Origin of the sequence: Kosakonia sp. WA-90 (assembly GCF_039871955.1) — a bacterium.
Lineage (GTDB): Bacteria > Pseudomonadota > Gammaproteobacteria > Enterobacterales > Enterobacteriaceae > Kosakonia > Kosakonia oryzendophytica.
Genome location: NZ_JBDPLJ010000004.1, coordinates 15,187 through 32,191, shown reverse-complemented (window position 1 = coordinate 32,191; position 17,005 = coordinate 15,187). Strand labels below are relative to the sequence as shown.

Genomic DNA, 17,005 nt, shown 5'->3' with positions numbered 1-17,005 from the left:
CTTATTTCGTCACTGGCAGCGGCCGCCCGGCAATCTGCGACTGCACCTGCGCCACCATCAGGCTTAGCGAGGCAAAGGAGTTGGAGATCGCCTCTTCACGTGAGATCAGCACATAGCGGCCGCTACGGCAGGCATGAAGAAAATCGCACCAGCCCGGCATCACGGCATCCATCGCCGCAATCTCATCTTGCGGTTTACCGCCGGTATCTCCGCGCCAGGTGGCAAACACAAAATCCGCGTCCAGCTCCGGCAGGCGCTCCGCACTGACGTCAATGCGACCGCCATCAGGGATGCTATCGATCAGCGGCGGGAAACGGAAACCGGCATCGCGCAATACGCGTCCCAGAGAGTGGTAACTGTGCATGGCATTGATTTTGCCGTTATTCGCCTGGATAACCGACACGGTAATATTACGGGTATCGATGGTTTGTTTCAGCGCCGCGATCTGCGCCTGGTAACGACGCTCAAGGATCGCCAGCCTGGCCTGCGTGCCGGTCAGTTGTGCCAGTTTGCGGTAAATCTGCGGCGCGCCGCCTTCCAGATGATCGATGCTCACCGTCGGGGCAATTTTCTCCAGTTGCTCGACCGGCGTATTACGGCTGGGTTCGGTAATGATCAAATCCGGCTTCGCCGCAGCAACCGCTTCAATATCAATATCCGTCGAGCCGATAAATTTTATGTCAGCGTTATCAAAGTCGACGCCGGTCAACATGGCACTGGAGCGCAGCGTATGCGTTCCGTCCGGCCGCGTACGCCCGTGACTGGCCACCGGCGGGACACCCAGTTCGATCAGCGGGATGGTGATGTCGAGATCGTGCAAAGAAACAATCCGCGTTGGGTGCAGTGGCACGGTTACCACACGGCCCAGATCGTCGGTAAAAGCCTGCGAGGGTTGTGCGGCGCTGACGCTTAACCCTACCAGCAGCAAAAGTGAAAAAAGTACGCGCATACGGCTCCTCAGGATCTATAAACGATCCCGCCGCTGCCACAGCAGCAACAGGAAAAATGGTCCGCCGACCAGTGAAATCACAATCCCGGCGGGAATTTGCAATGGCGCAAAGGCCAGCCGACCGAGCAAATCCGCCAGCAACACCAGCAACCCGCCCAGCATCGCGCTGCCCCACAGCAACGCGCGCTGGCCGCCGCGTAGCAGAAAACGCGCCATATGCGGGGCAATCAGGCCGACAAATCCCATACTGCCGACGCAAGAAACCGTGGCAGCGGTCAGCAACACCGGGGCAGTAATGCGTAGCAATTCAAGTCGCGCCAGGCGGACGCCAAGACCGGTTGCCGCCTGCTTTCCCAGCAACGCCACATCAGCGCCGCGCGCCGTTAACAGCAGGATCACTATTGCAGGTAGCGCCCAGCACAACGCGACCACCAGCAGCGGCCAGGTGGCGGCATGCAGACTTCCCGCCAGCCACATCATCGCGGTTTGCACATCGCGCACATCGGCGGTGGTCATAAACACGCCGATACCGGCAGCAAAGGTCCAGGAGACGCCAATCCCCAGCAAGACAAAACGCGGGCGCGAGACATCCCTCGCCAGTCCCATAACCAGTCCTGCCGCCAGCAGACCGCCCGCCATACCCGCCAGCGGACGCCACACCAACCCTACCGCAGGGAACGCAAGCACCAGCGTTAATACCACCACGCTGGCCCCCTCTTTCACGCCAATCAGCCCCGGATCCGCCAGGCCGTTGCGGGTTATCGACTGCATCGCTGCCCCTGCCATACCGAGCATCGCGCCGCATAACAGCGCCATCAGCACCCGGGGCAAACGAATATCCCACACCACATACTGCTGCTCTGCGCTAAGCGTTGCAGAGTAAAACAGCGCGCGACCTATTGCCGATGCCGGCACGGGCAACGAACCTTGCGTGACACCACAGAGCAGCAGCACCAGCGCCAGAACACCAAGCCCGGCAAGCCAACGCAGCGCGTGTGGGCGTAACAAACGGGAAAAACCGCCGATACGCACACCATACAACCCGGTGTGGTGAAGCCTTCCCTTCATTTAAAAAACCTCGCCGCCAGCACAATAAACAGCGGCGCACCGACCAACGCGGTCATCACGCCAGTCGCCAGTTCCTGCGGTGACAGCAACATCCGGGCAGCGATATCCGCCAGTAATAACAGTAACGCGCCCCCCAGCGCCGACAGCGGCACCACGGCGCGCAAATCGTCCCCGGCAAACCGACGCACCATATGAGGCACCACCAGACCGATAAAACCGATGGGACCGGCTACCGACACCGCCGCACCGCACAGCAGCGCAATAGCCAGCAGCGACAGCACGCGGGTGCGCACCAGCGACACCCCCAGGCCACGCGCCATGCTATCGCCCAGCGCCAGCATATTCAGCGATGGCGACAGCCAGAGAGCCAACACAAACCCGGCCAGCGCAGCAAAAGCTGCAGGCTGAATCAACGCCCAGTTCAACCCGGCGAGATCCCCCGCCAGCCAGGTGCGCATGCTCAACAACGTCTGTTCATCAAAGATCAGGAGCGCCGCAGTTATGGAGGAGGCAAACGTTGACAGCGCCACGCCGCAGAGCGTCACTTTCATCGGCGTAAACCCCGCACGCCCCGCCGCAGAGAGAGCCATCACCAGCGAGAAGAGCGCCGCGGCACCGCCTGCGGCAATCAGCGGGCGGCTGAAAGGGGAATCCCCAAGACTGACGCCCAGCGCAGTGGTCGCCACCACGGCCAGCGCCGCGCCAGCATTGAGGCCAAGGATATGCGGTTCGCCCAATGGGTTGCGGATCACTGACTGCAACAGCGCCCCGGCGACACCCAGCGCCGCGCCGGTAAACAGTGCTGCCACCAGACGCAACAAGCGCAGACTGACGATCACGCAATGATCGAAATTACGGGCATCAAAATCCACCAGCGCCCGGATAACCGCAGGCGGCGCTATATAACGCGCCCCCAGCCCCAAATGCGCAATACCCGCCGCCAGCAACAGCAGCAGTAACACGACAAACGTCATCCCCGTACGCCCGGCACGGCGGCGGGCGACAAGCGGCACAGCGCTCACGCGCCGTCTCCATAAGGTTTGCGGAAAGGCATAAAGAAGGGTTTTCCGGTTAGCGGGTTCACCGACATCTGCACGTCAACGTCAAAGACGTTTTTGATCAGCTCTGGCGTGCAGGGATCCCCTTCGTGGAGCACGCCCTGTAAGCGCCCCTGTTTGAGGAACACCAACGTGTCGGCGTAGTTCACTGCAAAATTAAGATCATGCAATACCACCACGACTGTCCGGTGATGATGGCGCGTCAGTGAATGCAGCAGTTCGAGGATCTCTACCTGGTAGCGCAGATCGAGAAAGGTGGTGGGTTCATCCAGCAGGATCACCGGCGTTTGCTGCGCCAGCGCCATCGCGATCCAGCAGCGCTGACGTTGCCCGCCGGAGAGGCTGTCGACGGGTTGATGGGCAAACCCGGCGGTCCCGGTAAGATTGAGCGCTTCCTGCACTGCCAGCTCATCGTCTTCCGACCACTGGCGCATAAAGCTCTGCCATGGAAAACGCCCGCGCGACACCAGCTCAAACACGGTCAATCCTTCCGGCACAATTGGCGACTGCGGCAGAATACCTAACTGCCGGGAGACGGCTTTGGTTGGCTGTTGATGAATGGCTTTGCCATCAAGCAGCACGCTGCCGCCAAGCGGTTTCAGCATGCGGGCAATCGTGCCAAGCAGCGTGGATTTGCCCGAACCGTTCGCCCCCACCAGCACGGTCATCTTCCCGGCTGGGAGGGCCAGGCTGATATTGTCGACGATAACCTGTTGGTGATAGCCCGCGGATAACGCGTCCAGTACGATCCCTTGCTCTGCGGTTAGATTTTCCACTGACTGTGGCATGACGCGCGCTACCCTTACAAATAAAAATAAATATCATTCTCTTTTCGATATTGCCGTTTGCCACTGTAGTAGTCAAGCCTGATAAGGAGATAAACCCGCAACGTTTACAGGGCTGTCACTACAACAGAACCCCATCTGACATTTTTAATATTATATTTTTATATTCAATTATTTACACATTAACAGAGTGGCTTTAAATCGGCTGATCTGGCGCAACGAAGTGCTGTAGCGAAATTCTCACTTTTTCCATTTACTACTACAAAACACCATGATTGAATGATTCTCAATTACATATCCGACGCCGAAGCAGCGGCTAACGGGTAGACAGGTGCAAAAGAGCAATGACTAAAAATACGTTCACTCCTGCATGGCTCGCAGGATCCTTTCGGGAAAGTAGATTACATGGCTGAGTTAACTCGTTGTATTACCGGGCCGAAAGGTCGCGCGCTGTTCTCCGCGATCGTTTTGGGATCGGTCTTCACCCCTTTTACACACGCGGCGACCAAAATCGATCAGACCAGCGACGGCGATACGCTTACGGTGCTGGCAGATGCCTCTTCCGCCGATAAACAGGCGACATCCGGCTACCAACCGCTGAATACCTCCACCGCTACACTAACCTCAATGCCGATGCTGGATATCCCGCAGGTGGTCAACACGGTGAGCGATGAAGTGCTGGAAGACCAACACGCAACCAGCCTCGATGAAGCGCTGTATAACGTCAGTAACGTGGTGCAGACCAACACGCTCGGCGGTACGCAGGATGCGTTTGTCCGCCGGGGATTTGGTGCCAACCGTGACGGCTCCATTATGACCAACGGCCTACGCACCGTGGTGCCACGCAGCTTTAATGCCGCTACATCGCGTGTGGAAGTGCTGAAAGGCCCGGCTTCCACGCTGTATGGCATCCTCGATCCCGGCGGGCTTATCAATGTTGTCACGAAACGCCCGGAAACTACCTTTGGCGGCACGATCTCCGCCACTTCGTCCAGTTTTGGCGGCGGCACCGGGCAGTTTGACGTCACCGGCCCGATTGACGGAACGCGGCTGGCGTATCGTCTGATTGGCGAGTACCAGAATGAGGATTACTGGCGCAATTTCGGCAAGGAAAAGAGCACCTTTATTGCGCCGTCGCTGACCTGGTTTGGTGATAACGCCACCGTCAACGTGATGTATTCACACCGCGATTATCAAACACCGTTTGATCGCGGCACCCTCTTCGATCTCACCACCAAACAGGCAGTGAATGTCGACAGGAAAACCCGTTTTGATGAACCTTTTAACATCACCGATGGCGAATCCGATATCGCGCAATTAAATGCCGAGTACCGCTTCAACAGCGCATGGACCGGGAAAGTCGAGTACGGTTACAGCCAGGATAAGTACAGCGATAACCAGTCGCGCGTGATGGCCTACGATGCAAAAACCGGCAACCTGACCCGCCGCGTGGACGCAACCCAGGGCTCAACCCAGCGCATGCACAGCACGCGGGCGGATCTGCAAGGGAATGTGGATATCGGCGGCTTCTACAATGAGATCCTGACGGGGGTATCGTATGAATATTACGATCTGCTGCGTACCGACATGATCCGCTGTAAAAATGTCAAAGATTTCAATATTTACAACCCGACCTACGGCAAGGCCAGCAAGTGTACATCGGTTTCGGCGTCCGACAGCGATCAGACCATTCAACAGGAGAGTTACTCCGCCTATGCACAGGATGCGCTGTACCTGACGGACAAATGGATAGCGGTAGCCGGGATGCGTTATCAGTACTACACGCAGTATGCGGGCAAGGGCCGCCCGTTCAACGTCAACACCGACAGCAGCGACGAGAAATGGACGCCGAAATTCGGTCTGGTGTACAAGCTGACGCCGTCGGTTTCGCTGTTCGGCAACGTGGCGAAAGCGTTTATGCCGCAGTCGTCTATTGCCAGCTATATCGGCGATCTGCCGCCGGAGACATCAACATCTTACGAAGTTGGCGCAAAATTTGATCTGTTCAACGGCGTTACCGCCAATATCACCGCATTTGATATCCATAAGCGCAACGTGCTGTATAGCGAGATCGTGGGTAATGAAACGGTAGCGAAAACCGCCGGTCGCGTACGCTCGCAGGGTGTGGAAATGGATCTGGCCGGTTCGCTGACGCCGAACATGAATGTGATCGCCAGCTACAGCTACACCGCAGCCAAAGTGCTGGAAGACCCGGATTACGCAGGGAAACCGCTGCCGAACGTTCCGCGCCACACCGGTTCATTGTTCCTGACGTACGACATTCATAATGTGTTTGCCGGCAATACGTTGACCCTTGGCGGCGGTGGCCACGGTGTAAGCCGCCGTTCAGCCACCAACGGCGCAGATTACTACCTGCCGGGCTACGTTGTTGCCGATGCGTTTGCCGCTTACAAAATGAAGCTGCAATACCCGGTGACCTTACAGGTTAACCTGAAAAACCTCTTCGATAAGACCTACTACACCTCGTCTATCGCCACCAATAATCTGGGTAACCAGATTGGCGCCCCACGCGAAGTGCAATTTACGGTGAAGATGGATTTCTGATATCACCCATGAAGCGTGTCAGAGATTGCCCCGCATGATGCGGGGCTTTTTTTACTATCTATAGACAGCAGCCTCAACAGCGCTATCACCACTCTATCGCGTTAAGAACATCCTCTCCTGTTACCACAGAAATATTACCCTTTGCTTACTACTCTTTCTCGGTACTTGATTTTGAAAATTATCTTGTCAGGATAGGTAACACATCCCACCATTCTGCGATCAGAGGCTATCTCTGAGGGCGGTAGCGTATCTCAAGCAGCGAAAGCGAAAGCCGGACTTCCCCAATTCAAAGATAAACAGTGAATTTTAAATATTATTAAGAGACGACCGATGACAATAAAGTCTATCGAAATAACTAACCTTCTATCCTTTGACTCAATAAAGATCGATCAAATAAAAGACATTAATTGCATCGTTGGCAAGAACAACGCAGGAAAATCCAACCTACTAAAATTAGTTAAATTTTTCTATGACACTCTAGATGGAAAGGAAAGTCTGCCACCTAAACTACATTCGAACTATTCGTACAAAGGGGCGATTACGCTCACCTACGACACCACCAGGATTTATAGAATAGCTAGAAAAAACTCAGGGAATAAATATTTCAATTATATTTTAAGAAAGCTTATCCCGGCTCATATGAGGGGGTTCTTCAGTGCCTCCCGCTACAATAAAAATCCAACTTTTTTTACGTTAACGCTTCATATTTACAGTGATAATTCAATACATTGGTCTACGAAAGATAAGCAAACGCGAGATTTAATTTTATATCTTTATCCTTTTTTTCATATTGAACCACGGCATATGAATCTTCATGACTGGGACAGTTTATGGGATCTGGTCGCACGACTAAAGTCTTTTAATTTATCAAAGACAAATAACAGCACAGTAATAGAATTTTTCGATAAAGCTATAAACACTGATTCTGAACACTCCTACAAGAAATATATAGAGGAGTTAAACACAATCCTAAAAACGCAGAAAAGCACACAAAAAGAGAAAATACTTTCCTATATCAAAGCGGGTCTTAAAGGGTATAAGTTTGAAATTGAAGAGAACGAACTTATATATCAATCAGATGGCACTAACTCTTTCCACTTTATAAAAACCTTTCTTAATATTCTTATCACAATAGCGAAACGAGAATACATTACCCCCTTTGTCTTTATTGATGAACCAGAATTAGGCCTGCATCCAAAAATGAACGAAATGTTGATTAAGGAAATTTATCGTTCTTACGCTTACAAAGCTATAGCTGGCAAGACTCCCAATCCTAAAATAATCATGTCGACTCATTCGTCGAACATTGTTAAAGAGATCATTAAAAGCTTTCGCGATAAGCAATCTATTTTATTTTTTAGAAAAAACAGACAAAGCACCACTCATATCGACTATCTCAATTCGACATTTAACAATGAAAGTTTCATTAATATCTTTAGCGATAATGAAGCACGCCTGTATTTCAGTAAATTCATTCTATTCGTTGAGGGAGAAACAGAGCAAGAAGTATTCGGTAATGCAAAATTAGCACAGCACTTTCCAAACTTAAATGAAATCGATGTTTATAAAAGTAGCAGCAACATTATTGGTGAAAGGGTCAATCCATCTTACGCAAATAGCTCTATACCCTATTTATTTCTTTTCGATGCCGATAAAGCATGGAAAATAACCGGAACTCCCGGTAACTATACACTTAGCACAGAAAAAAACGGTAACTATTACAGCCTCAAAAAGCCTATCCTTGAAAAGGATTTCAGAAAATATTCTTTAGGTTATAACCCAAAATATATTGAAATAGCAAAAAATATAAAATCGATCATCGATGTTATCGACAGCAAGGTGTCTATAAACGAAACAACACAGCGATTTGTTGATGAGGACATGATAGAGAATTTTCGGTCAGCCATAAAAAAATATCTACTCCTCAAAAACTTCTATATTAATCAAAACACCTTTGAAGGATGTCTTATTAATATAAATTCAGCGTCGCTATTCTATAAATGGCTTGAAAAGGAGCGAGGTGTTAATATTAAAAAAATTAAAAGCCGTGTTAACACTCGAAACAGTTTAGATCAAAGAATGCTGCTCACCTTCTTCAGGGTAATCTTTAATGGCAAAACTGACAGTTTATGGGATTACAGTATTTTCAACCTTGAAGTATATGCGAATGCGATAAAGACTGGATCACCGGTCCCTGAAAAACTGCTGCGTACCAGTCTGAAAGCCAAAAGATTAATGGCCTACATTGAGAAGAATTCAATGAAAAACAAATCATTGAAAAAAACAGACGGCTGGGCAACCAGTTTCATCAATTTTGCTCTCGATTTTATTGAAGCTCAAAGCAAACGACAAAAAAAATCTTTCAATACCATATTCAAATTTTACTTCCCTGAATTTCATGATATTATCCAAAGGCTTCAACCCGATAGTTAACGGGAGATATAAGCTTAGGTGAGTATCTGAGGGCTAGTCCCTCCTGTCTTTTGACATAGCCCACGAGTGACTAGTTAGCATCAGGTGTGATTAGTCGCTGGAAAGCACACCTACGGTGTAACATTGTTCTTTGTATCGGGTTGAAGCACTAATGAAATTAATTAATAATGAAATTTTTATCAGAACCATTCTTAAAGGCAATACAGATTTATTCAATACTTTCGTCCCTACATCCGCTGAATGCCAGATAGGTAAAGAGTTTTGTTGTGTCATTTCAGACTCAACTAATCATAAGGCCATAAACCATGCCTTAACGAAAATTATTTTCTCCCGTATCCCACTGAATAGTTCAGCCTGTGGTTTTGTAAAGAACAAATCCTATCTTGATTTTTTAACACCACATATAAAGAATTATTATTTCTTAAGGTTAGATATCAAAAAGTTCTTTTATAGCATCGATGTTTCCCTTGTAGAAAATCTAGCCAAAAGTTTATTTAGCCAAGATAAAGAAGGGAATAAATTTTCACCTTACAACATTGTCATGGACGCAATAACACATAAAGCATCGGCCAGTTTCCCTATCACGGAACTCAGAAATAAACAGGTTCTTCCCATCGGATATCCATCATCGCCAGTGATTTCAAACATTATCTTCAGGCCAATTGATATTTTAATTCAAAAATATTGTGAAGGGAAAAACATCATCTATACTCGTTATGCGGATGATATGTTATTTTCAGCCAACACCAAAAGGGTACTACATGACAGAAGCTTTCAAACTGAGATAGCCATATTACTGTCCACTATCAATCTCAAGATAAACAAAACAAAGACCATTGCCTGCGAAAACACCATATCACTGAATGGTTATGTCATCCAAAATGAAAGACCTATTTTTAGAAAATCTCCACATCAAAACTATGAACAACCTACAGGACACATTCGCATTTCGAATAAAAAAACAGAGATAATACACAAGATACTGCATTCACTACGAGAAAAAGAAAGCCCTTCAACGATCATGAAAAAACATTTTGGAAAAAGCTACGATAACCATAAATTTATCTACAAAAAAGATTATGCTTTTTTTATCAAATATATTGAAACACAACTACAGAACAAGCTAAAAGGTTACCGTTCTTTTTTAATATCATTAATTCAGCATGATAAAAAAAACTTCTGCATTGCCGATGAACACATTGAAAAATACAGTAAATTAACAAAAGAAATTGAACGTTATATCATTTAGAAAATATTAGCTTACTACTCTCATCTCCATATTATTGCCCGATGATGCAAGGCTCATCGGGCCTTTTTTTTTCCCCACCTCATCTCCCAATGAACACCTGTTCATTAAACAGTCACCTTTACGCCATCCTTTTGCAGCATTACTTTCACAGACTCTCTGGCTTTCAAAACCCGTAAATTTGCTTTGAAACGCTTATGAGAAAATACTGGCTTCCGTGGTTGATCCTGTCGCCATCGCTGCTGTTCCTGGCCCTGTTCACCTGGTTTCCGCTGCTGCGTTCGGTGTATGACAGCCTGTTCGACACCCGTATGGCAAGCGACAACGCCCCCTATGTCGGACTGGGCAATTTCGCCCGTCTGCTGGAAGACACCGTTTTCTGGCAATCCCTGTTCAACAACCTGATTTACATCCTGCTGACTGTTATTCCAGGCGTGACGCTGGCGCTGTTACTGGCGGTGGCATTGTGGGAAAACCACCGCATAAACCGCTGGCTGCGCACCGCTTTCTTCTTCCCGATGATTATCCCGATGGTCAGCGCCGCGGCGTTGTGGCTGTTCATTTTTATGCCCGGCCTCGGCATGCTCGATCACTATCTGGCACAGATTTTTGGCCCGATGAACAACAACTGGCTCGGACGCAGCAACAGTGCGCTATTCGCCCTGGCGCTGATCGGCGTCTGGAAGTTTGCTGGCTACTACATGCTGTTCTTTCTGGCCGGGTTACAAAGCATTCCGGCATCTACCCGGGAAGCGGCAGTGATGGAGGGCGCAACCGCTACGCAAGTGTTCTTCAAGGTCACCCTACCGCTGCTGCGCCCGACCATCAGTTTTGTCATCACCACGGCGCTGATTTACTCCATCACCCAGATCGACCACGTGGCCGTAATGACGCGCGGTGGGCCGGATAACGCTACCACCGTGTTGCTCTATTACATCCAGAACCTCGCCTGGGACACGCACGATCTTGGCAAAGCCTCCGCCGCGACCTTCCTGACGCTGGCGGGCCTGTTCATCTTTTCGCTGGTTAACCTGAAACTGCTTGAGAGAGGAGCACATTATGAGCGTTGAGATTTCACCCGCCATCCCGCGTGCACCGTCCGTGAGTCGTCCTTTGTGGTTGCGTCTGCGCCACTCACGCCCGATCACCCTCGCGGCGTTAATGATCTGCCTCGCACTGCTGTGGATCAGCCCGTTTATCTGGATGCTCTCTTCCGCCTTCAGCGCCACCACCTTTGGCGAGGGGATGGCATCGATTCTGCCGCGCTTGCCGCTGACGCTGGATAACTTCCGCGACGCGTGGGCCAGCGCCAACTGGCTAAGCCTGTACGCCAATACGCTGATTTTCGCCTTCGGCACCTTTGCGGTGCAGCTCATCACCATTACCACCGCCGGGTACGTTTTTGCCTGCCATGAATTTCGCGGCAAGCAGACCCTGTTCGTACTGTTCCTGGTGCAGCTGATGATCATGCCGGTGGTGATGATGATCCCCAACATGCTGACGCTGAAAACCTTCGGCCTGCTCAACACCCTGACGGGCGTGATGATGCCCTATTTCGCTTCCGCGTTCGGCGTCTTCCTGATGCGCCAGGCGTTTCTCGCCATCCCGAAAGAGATTGAAGAAGCGGCGCTGATGGAGGGGTGTCGGTGGTGGCAGGTGCTGTTCCGCGTGATGTTGCCCATGTCATGGCCCTCAGTGCTGGCCTTTGCCACCGTCAGCATTACCTACCACTGGAACGAGTATTTATGGCCGCTGATGATGCTCAACGATCCGGACAAACAAGTGCTGACAGTCGGGCTGGTCTCTTTCGCCATGGGTGCCGAGTCCGGCGGTCAGTGGGGCATGATCAGCGCCGGAACGTTAATGGTTTGCCTGCCGCTGATGGTGGCGTTTATTGCTTTTCAAAAACAGTTTCTCCGGAGCTTTGGCTTCTCCGGCATTAAATAAGGAGTGCAGTGATGTTTTTAGCGCAAATTTCCGACACCCATTTTCGCAGTCAGAACGAGAAGCTGTATGGCTTTATCGACATTAACGCGGGCAATGCCGACGTGGTCTGCCAACTGAATGCCCTGCGCGAACGCCCGGATGCGGTTATCGTCAGCGGCGATATCGTGAACTGTGGCCGCCCGGAAGAGTACCGCGTGGCGCGCCAGATCCTCGGCGGGCTCGACTACCCGCTGTTTGTTATTCCGGGTAATCACGATAACAAAGCCCACTTTCTGGAGTACCTGCACCCGCTGTGCCCGCAGCTTGGTAGCGACCCGCAGAATATGCACTACGCCATCGATGACTTCGCTACCCGCTTGCTGTTTATTGATTCCAGCCTCGCCGGGGAGTCAAAAGGTTGGCTGACCAGCGAGACGCTGAACTGGCTGGAAGCGCAGTTAATCACGGGCGGCGACAAACCCACCGCCGTGTTTATGCACCACCCGCCGCTGCCGCTGGGTAACGCGCAGATGGATCGCATCGCCTGTGAAAACGGCCATCTGCTGCTGAAACTGGTGGAGCGCTTCCCGTCGCTGATCCGCATTTTCTGCGGTCATAACCACAGTCTGACTCTGACCCAGTACCGCCAGGCAACGATCGCCACCGTTCCGGCGACCGTACACCAGGTACCCTATTGTCATGAAGATACCCGCCCGTATTACGATCTGTCGCCTGCTTCATGCCTGATGCACCGCCAGATCGGCGATCAATGGGTCAGCTACCAGCATCCTCTGTCGCATTACGCAGGCCCGTGGCTGTATGACGAGAAGATCAGTTGCCCGGTAGATGAGCGCTAAGCACATGTTAAAACTGCAAAACGTCAGTAAACAGTTCGAGGACAAAGCCGCGCTGAGCGCACTGTCGCTGGATATCCACGACGGTGAGTTTGTGGTACTGGTTGGCCCCTCTGGCTGCGGTAAAAGCACCCTGCTACGCCTGATCGCCGGGCTGGAGAGTGTCAGCGAAGGCGCTATCTGGCTGGGCGACGAAGAGATCACTGCGCGTTCGCCCCGTGAGCGTAACTTTGCGATGATCTTCCAGAACTATGCTCTGTTTCCGCACCTTTCCGTGCGCGACAACATCACTTTCGGTATGAAAGTGCGCAACGAAGAGAAAGCCAGCTGGCAGCCGCGACTGGATCGCGTGGCGCAGATGCTCCAGCTCGACAGCCTGCTGGATCGCAAACCGGCGAAACTCTCCGGCGGCCAGCGTCAGCGCGTGGCCATGGCGCGCGCTATCGTGCGCAATCCGACGCTGTTCTTAATGGATGAACCGCTTTCCAACCTCGATGCGCGTCTGCGTACGGAAGTGCGCGACAGCATTATGGCGATGCACCAGCAGCTAAAGACCAGCACCATTTACGTGACGCACGATCAGACGGAAGCGATGTCGATGGCCGACCGCATTGTGGTGATGAACGGTGGTCACGTGCAGCAAGTTGGCCGCCCGGAACACCTGTACGCCCACCCGGCGAACCTGTTTGTCGCCGGGTTTATTGGCTCACCGGCGATGAACCTGCTGTCGCTGCCGTGCGCAAACGGTGAGGTACTTCTGGGTGAACAGCGTCTGCCGCTTCCCGCACATGCCGCTGATTTACATAACGTATGGCTGGGCATCCGCCCGGAGCACATTACTGATGCGCCGGAAGAAGGCCACCTGGTATTGCCCGCTACCGTCATTCAGCGGGAGCTGATGGGCGCTGACTATCAGCTTCACGTCAGCACGCCGATCGGCAACCTGCGCTATATCCGCCGACACCGGGGCGATGTTCCCAACAAAGGGAACACACTCAGCGTCGGTTTTTCACCCCTTGATTGTCATCTTTTTAATGCCGAAACGCGGCTTAACTTACACCAGGAGAGAGACCATGCCTAAGCCTCTGACAAAGACGTTGCGAGCGCTTACTTACAGCATCACCCTTGCGATAAGCGGTACTGTGCTGGCGCAGGAGAAAATCGACTTTATGTTTCCCGCCCCGGTGGACGGCAAACTGACCATGGAGATGACGCGAATCATTAACGCCTTTAACGACTCGCAAAAAGAAGTGGAAGTACGCGGGATTTTTACCGGCAACTATGACACCACCAAAATGAAAGCCGAATCCGCGCAGAAAGCGGGCCAGCCACCCGCGCTGGTGATCATGTCCGCCAACTTCACCACCGACCTGGCGCTGAAAGATGAGATCCTGCCGATGGACGAGTTGTTTAAATTCGGCGACCAAAAAGCGGGTGATTTCCTGCAAAATGCGTTCTGGCCGGCCATGCACAAAAACGCGCAGGTGATGGGCGTGACTTACGCCATTCCGTTCCACAACTCGACGCCGATTCTGTATTACAACAAAACGATGTTCGATCAGGCGGGTATCAAACAACCGCCGCAGAACTGGAAAGAGCTGCTTGAGGACGCGAAAAAACTGACCGACCAGAGCAAAGGCCAGTGGGGCATTATGCTGCCCTCCACCAACGACGATTACGGCGGCTGGATCTTCTCTTCGCTGGTTCGCGCCAACGGCGGCAACTATTTCAACGAAAACTACCCAGGCGAAGTCTATTACAACGCCCCGACCACTATCGGTGCGCTGCATTTCTGGCAGGACATGATCTACAAAGACAAAGTGATGCCCTCCGGTGTGCTGAACTCCAAGCAGATCAGCGCGGCGTTCTTCTCCGGCAAACTGGGGATGGCGATGCTGAGCACCGGTGCACTGGGCTTTATGCGTGAGAACACCAAGGATTTCGAACTGGGCGTGGCGATGATGCCCGCGCAGGAGCAACGCGCCGTACCGATTGGCGGTGCCAGTCTGGTGAGCTTTAAGGGCATTTCCGATGCACAGAAAAAAGCGGCTTATCAGTTCCTGACCTATCTTGTAAGCCCGGAAGTGAACGGTTCCTGGAGCCGCTTCACCGGCTACTTCTCACCGCGCAAAGCCTCGTACGATACGCCGGAGATGAAGGCGTACCTGAAGCAGGATCCTCGCGCCGCTATCGCGCTGGAACAGTTGCAGTATGCGCACCCGTGGTATTCGACCTATGAAACGGTGGCCGTACGTAAAGCGATGGAAAACCAGCTTGCGGCAGTGGTGAACGACGAGAAAGTCACCCCGGAAGCTGCCGCCGAGGCGGCGCAGAAAGAAGCCGACACGCTGATGAAACCGTATGTTGAGAAAACGGCGCTGCAGGCCGTGAAATAAAACGCCGCGTTACCCCGCAGGGAAGCGGGGTACGTTGCTGAGTGCTGTAAACGGTTGATGATATGCAGACGCTACTACTCCGGTGAGCACTTACCAACTTCACAAGAAAATACTTAGCGTCGCTTGCCGGGTTTTAGGGTCATAATAGATTGAAAACGTGTTTGCCCCCGGCACGCCCGGTTTGCGCCATTCCTCCGCACCGTATGTCAGGCTTGGGTCCCGCTGGTAACCCATACTTTTCACGTAGTCCCGCAATGCCTCAATGTTGCGGGCATCCTCAAAAATGATGCTATTCGATGATGGGTAACCATCACCATTGTGGAACTCAAAGTGATAATTCGCACTGATTCGTGGGGCGTACGCAATCGCATCCTGCGTCAATGTGTGGTAATCCCATAAATTTTGTTCGGTGTACACCGTGGTTTCGCCCAGACTGGAAAGCATCAGCCAAAGCAAAAAAAACAGCACGAGACCCAATGAGACAACAAATAATATCCCCCACTTCAGCACGCTAAACATTAACGCAGCGTGTTTACTGATAGTGCGCATGAGCTATTCCTTTTCATCCTTGAATGTTGTTACCCTTTTAAACGCACCTGAACCCGTTAATGACCATTTTTGATGGCAAATGGCATTATTCCTCTCGCGCCAGGATCTTCGGCAGATAGTCGTTGAGCTGGTGGCGCTGCAAATAAGCGGTCACCGCGCGTTCCCAGCCTTTCCCATCCCCCAGCACTGCACGGCTATGAGTTTGCGCATAAAGATAGCGGGTATCGTACAAATTCAGCAGCGACTGATTCATGGCATCAATATTCGCGCCGGTTTTTTTACACTTCTCCTGCTGAATAGCCAGCGAGTGTAAAACACGCTCCCGCGTCTCTTCATTCGGGGTATAGACCTGCTCGCTCAGTTCACTGAGTACGAGAAATTGCGGTTGCGTGCCTTCAAGTATTGCCGCCTGCAAACGGTCATGCCCATCGAGGATGACAAACGAAGCCAGCCCGGCGATAAACCACACCAGAACCGGCGGCAGCGCGTTCTCACGGCACTTCTTGCGCCACCATTTTACCCGCCCGCTGTTGGCCTCAACCGGATAGCGGGCAAGCAGCAGATGACCGCCCCACCACCAGTCGACAAAGGTGACTTTTTCCGGGTTTTGCAGATCGGGAAAATCTTCGCTGTAAAGCGCCCAATTGACGCTGATCTGTGCACTGCTGGCAGGGGTCTGAAAGCGCCACTGCTCAAATGGCAGGGGCTTATTGACGATATAGGGCGCGGTCGGCTTTACCTGCTCCATCGGTCGTAGCAACCAGCGGCCGGGCGGTAACAGTGGCGTAGGGGCTTCCATTAACTGCCGCGCAAAATAGCGGCACCAGTGACTTTGCCAGTTCGATTCTCCGGCCCGTTTCGCGCTCTCCACATCCGCAGATGTCACCGCAGGCAGCAACAACGCCTGGGCGGGATGCTCCCCGTTAAACACCAACCAGACGCCAGCGTGATCTTTCAGCATCGTTGCCCAGAACAACGTTTCACCGTTTACCTGCAACGCCATGCGGCCGTTGTGTCCACTCTGCATCTCCATGGCCTGACCGTCGCCCGCACGCACCCTCAGTTCCAGTCCTTGCCAGCTGTCGTCGCGATCGCGAAGATCCTTCCACCAGTACTCAGTCATTGCGTTCTCCTTGCGATGTGAGAGGAAAGTGTACGGCAACAGCGATTGCCTTA

General features: G+C 51.9%; 14 protein-coding genes. 8 read left to right on the top strand and 6 right to left on the bottom strand.

Annotation, left to right across the window (positions count from 1 at the left end):
• Position 1 precedes the first annotated feature (1 nt).
• The 4 genes from ABGA49_RS09030 to ABGA49_RS09015 are packed head-to-tail and all read right to left on the bottom strand — an operon-like array spanning position 2 to position 3,863.
• Positions 2-949 (bottom strand): iron-siderophore ABC transporter substrate-binding protein, encoded by a 948-nt coding sequence (locus tag ABGA49_RS09030; RefSeq protein WP_061498014.1) that lies wholly within the window; start codon positions 947-949, stop codon positions 2-4.
• A gap of 15 nt (positions 950-964) precedes the next feature.
• On the bottom strand, positions 965-2,017 hold the full coding sequence (locus ABGA49_RS09025) for an iron ABC transporter permease (protein WP_088237320.1): 1,053 nt from the start codon (positions 2,015-2,017) through the stop codon (positions 965-967).
• Entirely contained in the window at positions 2,014-2,991 is a 978-nt protein-coding gene (locus tag ABGA49_RS09020) for an iron ABC transporter permease (RefSeq protein ID WP_347665517.1), read from the bottom strand. The genes ABGA49_RS09025 and ABGA49_RS09020 overlap by 4 nt, the downstream gene beginning before the upstream one ends.
• Positions 2,992-3,035: 44 nt before the next feature.
• Entirely contained in the window at positions 3,036-3,863 is an 828-nt protein-coding gene (locus ABGA49_RS09015) for an ABC transporter ATP-binding protein (RefSeq protein ID WP_061498020.1), read from the bottom strand.
• A gap of 402 nt (positions 3,864-4,265) precedes the next feature.
• Here ABGA49_RS09015 and ABGA49_RS09010 point away from each other — a divergent pair, with 402 nt between their 5' ends.
• The 8 genes from ABGA49_RS09010 to ABGA49_RS08975 all read left to right on the top strand — a co-directional run bounded on the left by ABGA49_RS09010 (position 4,266) and on the right by ABGA49_RS08975 (position 15,280).
• Positions 4,266-6,425, top strand: coding sequence for a TonB-dependent siderophore receptor (locus tag ABGA49_RS09010; RefSeq protein WP_347665462.1), 2,160 nt, complete (start codon positions 4,266-4,268; stop codon positions 6,423-6,425).
• A gap of 330 nt (positions 6,426-6,755) precedes the next feature.
• Positions 6,756-8,858, top strand: a complete 2,103-nt coding sequence (locus tag ABGA49_RS09005) for a retron Eco8 family effector endonuclease (protein WP_347665461.1) — start codon at positions 6,756-6,758, stop codon at positions 8,856-8,858.
• A gap of 151 nt (positions 8,859-9,009) precedes the next feature.
• Positions 9,010-10,107 (top strand): reverse transcriptase family protein, encoded by a 1,098-nt coding sequence (locus ABGA49_RS09000; protein ID WP_088237315.1) that lies wholly within the window; start codon positions 9,010-9,012, stop codon positions 10,105-10,107.
• 194 nt (positions 10,108-10,301) lie between these two features.
• Positions 10,302-11,174 (top strand): sugar ABC transporter permease, encoded by an 873-nt coding sequence (locus ABGA49_RS08995; RefSeq protein WP_061498023.1) that lies wholly within the window; start codon positions 10,302-10,304, stop codon positions 11,172-11,174.
• Entirely contained in the window at positions 11,164-12,051 is an 888-nt protein-coding gene (locus ABGA49_RS08990) for a carbohydrate ABC transporter permease (protein ID WP_061498025.1), read from the top strand. Before ABGA49_RS08995 ends, ABGA49_RS08990 begins: the two co-directional genes overlap by 11 nt.
• 11 nt (positions 12,052-12,062) lie before the next feature.
• Positions 12,063-12,887, top strand: coding sequence for a phosphodiesterase (locus tag ABGA49_RS08985; protein ID WP_088237314.1), 825 nt, complete (start codon positions 12,063-12,065; stop codon positions 12,885-12,887).
• Positions 12,888-12,891: 4 nt separating this feature from the next.
• Positions 12,892-13,965, top strand: coding sequence for an ABC transporter ATP-binding protein (locus ABGA49_RS08980; RefSeq protein ID WP_347665460.1), 1,074 nt, complete (start codon positions 12,892-12,894; stop codon positions 13,963-13,965).
• The gene (locus ABGA49_RS08975; RefSeq protein WP_347665459.1) at positions 13,958-15,280 is read left to right on the top strand and encodes an ABC transporter substrate-binding protein; all 1,323 of its coding nucleotides are present in this window, start codon (positions 13,958-13,960) and stop codon (positions 15,278-15,280) included. Before ABGA49_RS08980 ends, ABGA49_RS08975 begins: the two co-directional genes overlap by 8 nt.
• A 99-nt stretch (positions 15,281-15,379) precedes the next feature.
• Here the strand turns inward: ABGA49_RS08975 and ABGA49_RS08970 are convergent, their stop codons facing one another.
• Positions 15,380-15,829 (bottom strand): hypothetical protein, encoded by a 450-nt coding sequence (locus ABGA49_RS08970; protein WP_347665458.1) that lies wholly within the window; start codon positions 15,827-15,829, stop codon positions 15,380-15,382.
• 85 nt (positions 15,830-15,914) lie between these two features.
• Positions 15,915-16,952 carry a hypothetical protein gene (locus ABGA49_RS08965; RefSeq protein WP_347665457.1) on the bottom strand — a complete coding sequence of 346 codons (1,038 nt, stop codon included), beginning with the start codon at positions 16,950-16,952 and terminating at the stop codon, positions 15,915-15,917.
• Positions 16,953-17,005 lie beyond the last annotated feature (53 nt).

What these genes read in the sequence shown, in the direction of transcription:
- ABGA49_RS08985 (WP_088237314.1), top strand. Translation starts at nt 12,063, where the DNA reads ATGTTTTTAGCGCAAATTTCCGACACCCATTTTCGCAGTCAGAACGAG.
- ABGA49_RS08980 (WP_347665460.1), top strand. Translation starts at nt 12,892, where the DNA reads ATGTTAAAACTGCAAAACGTCAGTAAACAGTTCGAGGACAAAGCCGCG.
- ABGA49_RS09005 (WP_347665461.1), top strand. Translation starts at nt 6,756, where the DNA reads ATGACAATAAAGTCTATCGAAATAACTAACCTTCTATCCTTTGACTCA.
- ABGA49_RS09010 (WP_347665462.1), top strand. Translation starts at nt 4,266, where the DNA reads ATGGCTGAGTTAACTCGTTGTATTACCGGGCCGAAAGGTCGCGCGCTG.
- ABGA49_RS09030 (WP_061498014.1), bottom strand. Translation starts at nt 949, where the DNA reads ATGCGCGTACTTTTTTCACTTTTGCTGCTGGTAGGGTTAAGCGTCAGC.
- ABGA49_RS08975 (WP_347665459.1), top strand. Translation starts at nt 13,958, where the DNA reads ATGCCTAAGCCTCTGACAAAGACGTTGCGAGCGCTTACTTACAGCATC.
- ABGA49_RS08995 (WP_061498023.1), top strand. Translation starts at nt 10,302, where the DNA reads ATGAGAAAATACTGGCTTCCGTGGTTGATCCTGTCGCCATCGCTGCTG.
- ABGA49_RS09025 (WP_088237320.1), bottom strand. Translation starts at nt 2,017, where the DNA reads ATGAAGGGAAGGCTTCACCACACCGGGTTGTATGGTGTGCGTATCGGC.
- ABGA49_RS09020 (WP_347665517.1), bottom strand. Translation starts at nt 2,991, where the DNA reads ATGACGTTTGTCGTGTTACTGCTGCTGTTGCTGGCGGCGGGTATTGCG.
- ABGA49_RS09015 (WP_061498020.1), bottom strand. Translation starts at nt 3,863, where the DNA reads ATGCCACAGTCAGTGGAAAATCTAACCGCAGAGCAAGGGATCGTACTG.
- ABGA49_RS08965 (WP_347665457.1), bottom strand. Translation starts at nt 16,952, where the DNA reads ATGACTGAGTACTGGTGGAAGGATCTTCGCGATCGCGACGACAGCTGG.
- ABGA49_RS08990 (WP_061498025.1), top strand. Translation starts at nt 11,164, where the DNA reads ATGAGCGTTGAGATTTCACCCGCCATCCCGCGTGCACCGTCCGTGAGT.
- ABGA49_RS08970 (WP_347665458.1), bottom strand. Translation starts at nt 15,829, where the DNA reads ATGCGCACTATCAGTAAACACGCTGCGTTAATGTTTAGCGTGCTGAAG.
- ABGA49_RS09000 (WP_088237315.1), top strand. Translation starts at nt 9,010, where the DNA reads ATGAAATTAATTAATAATGAAATTTTTATCAGAACCATTCTTAAAGGC.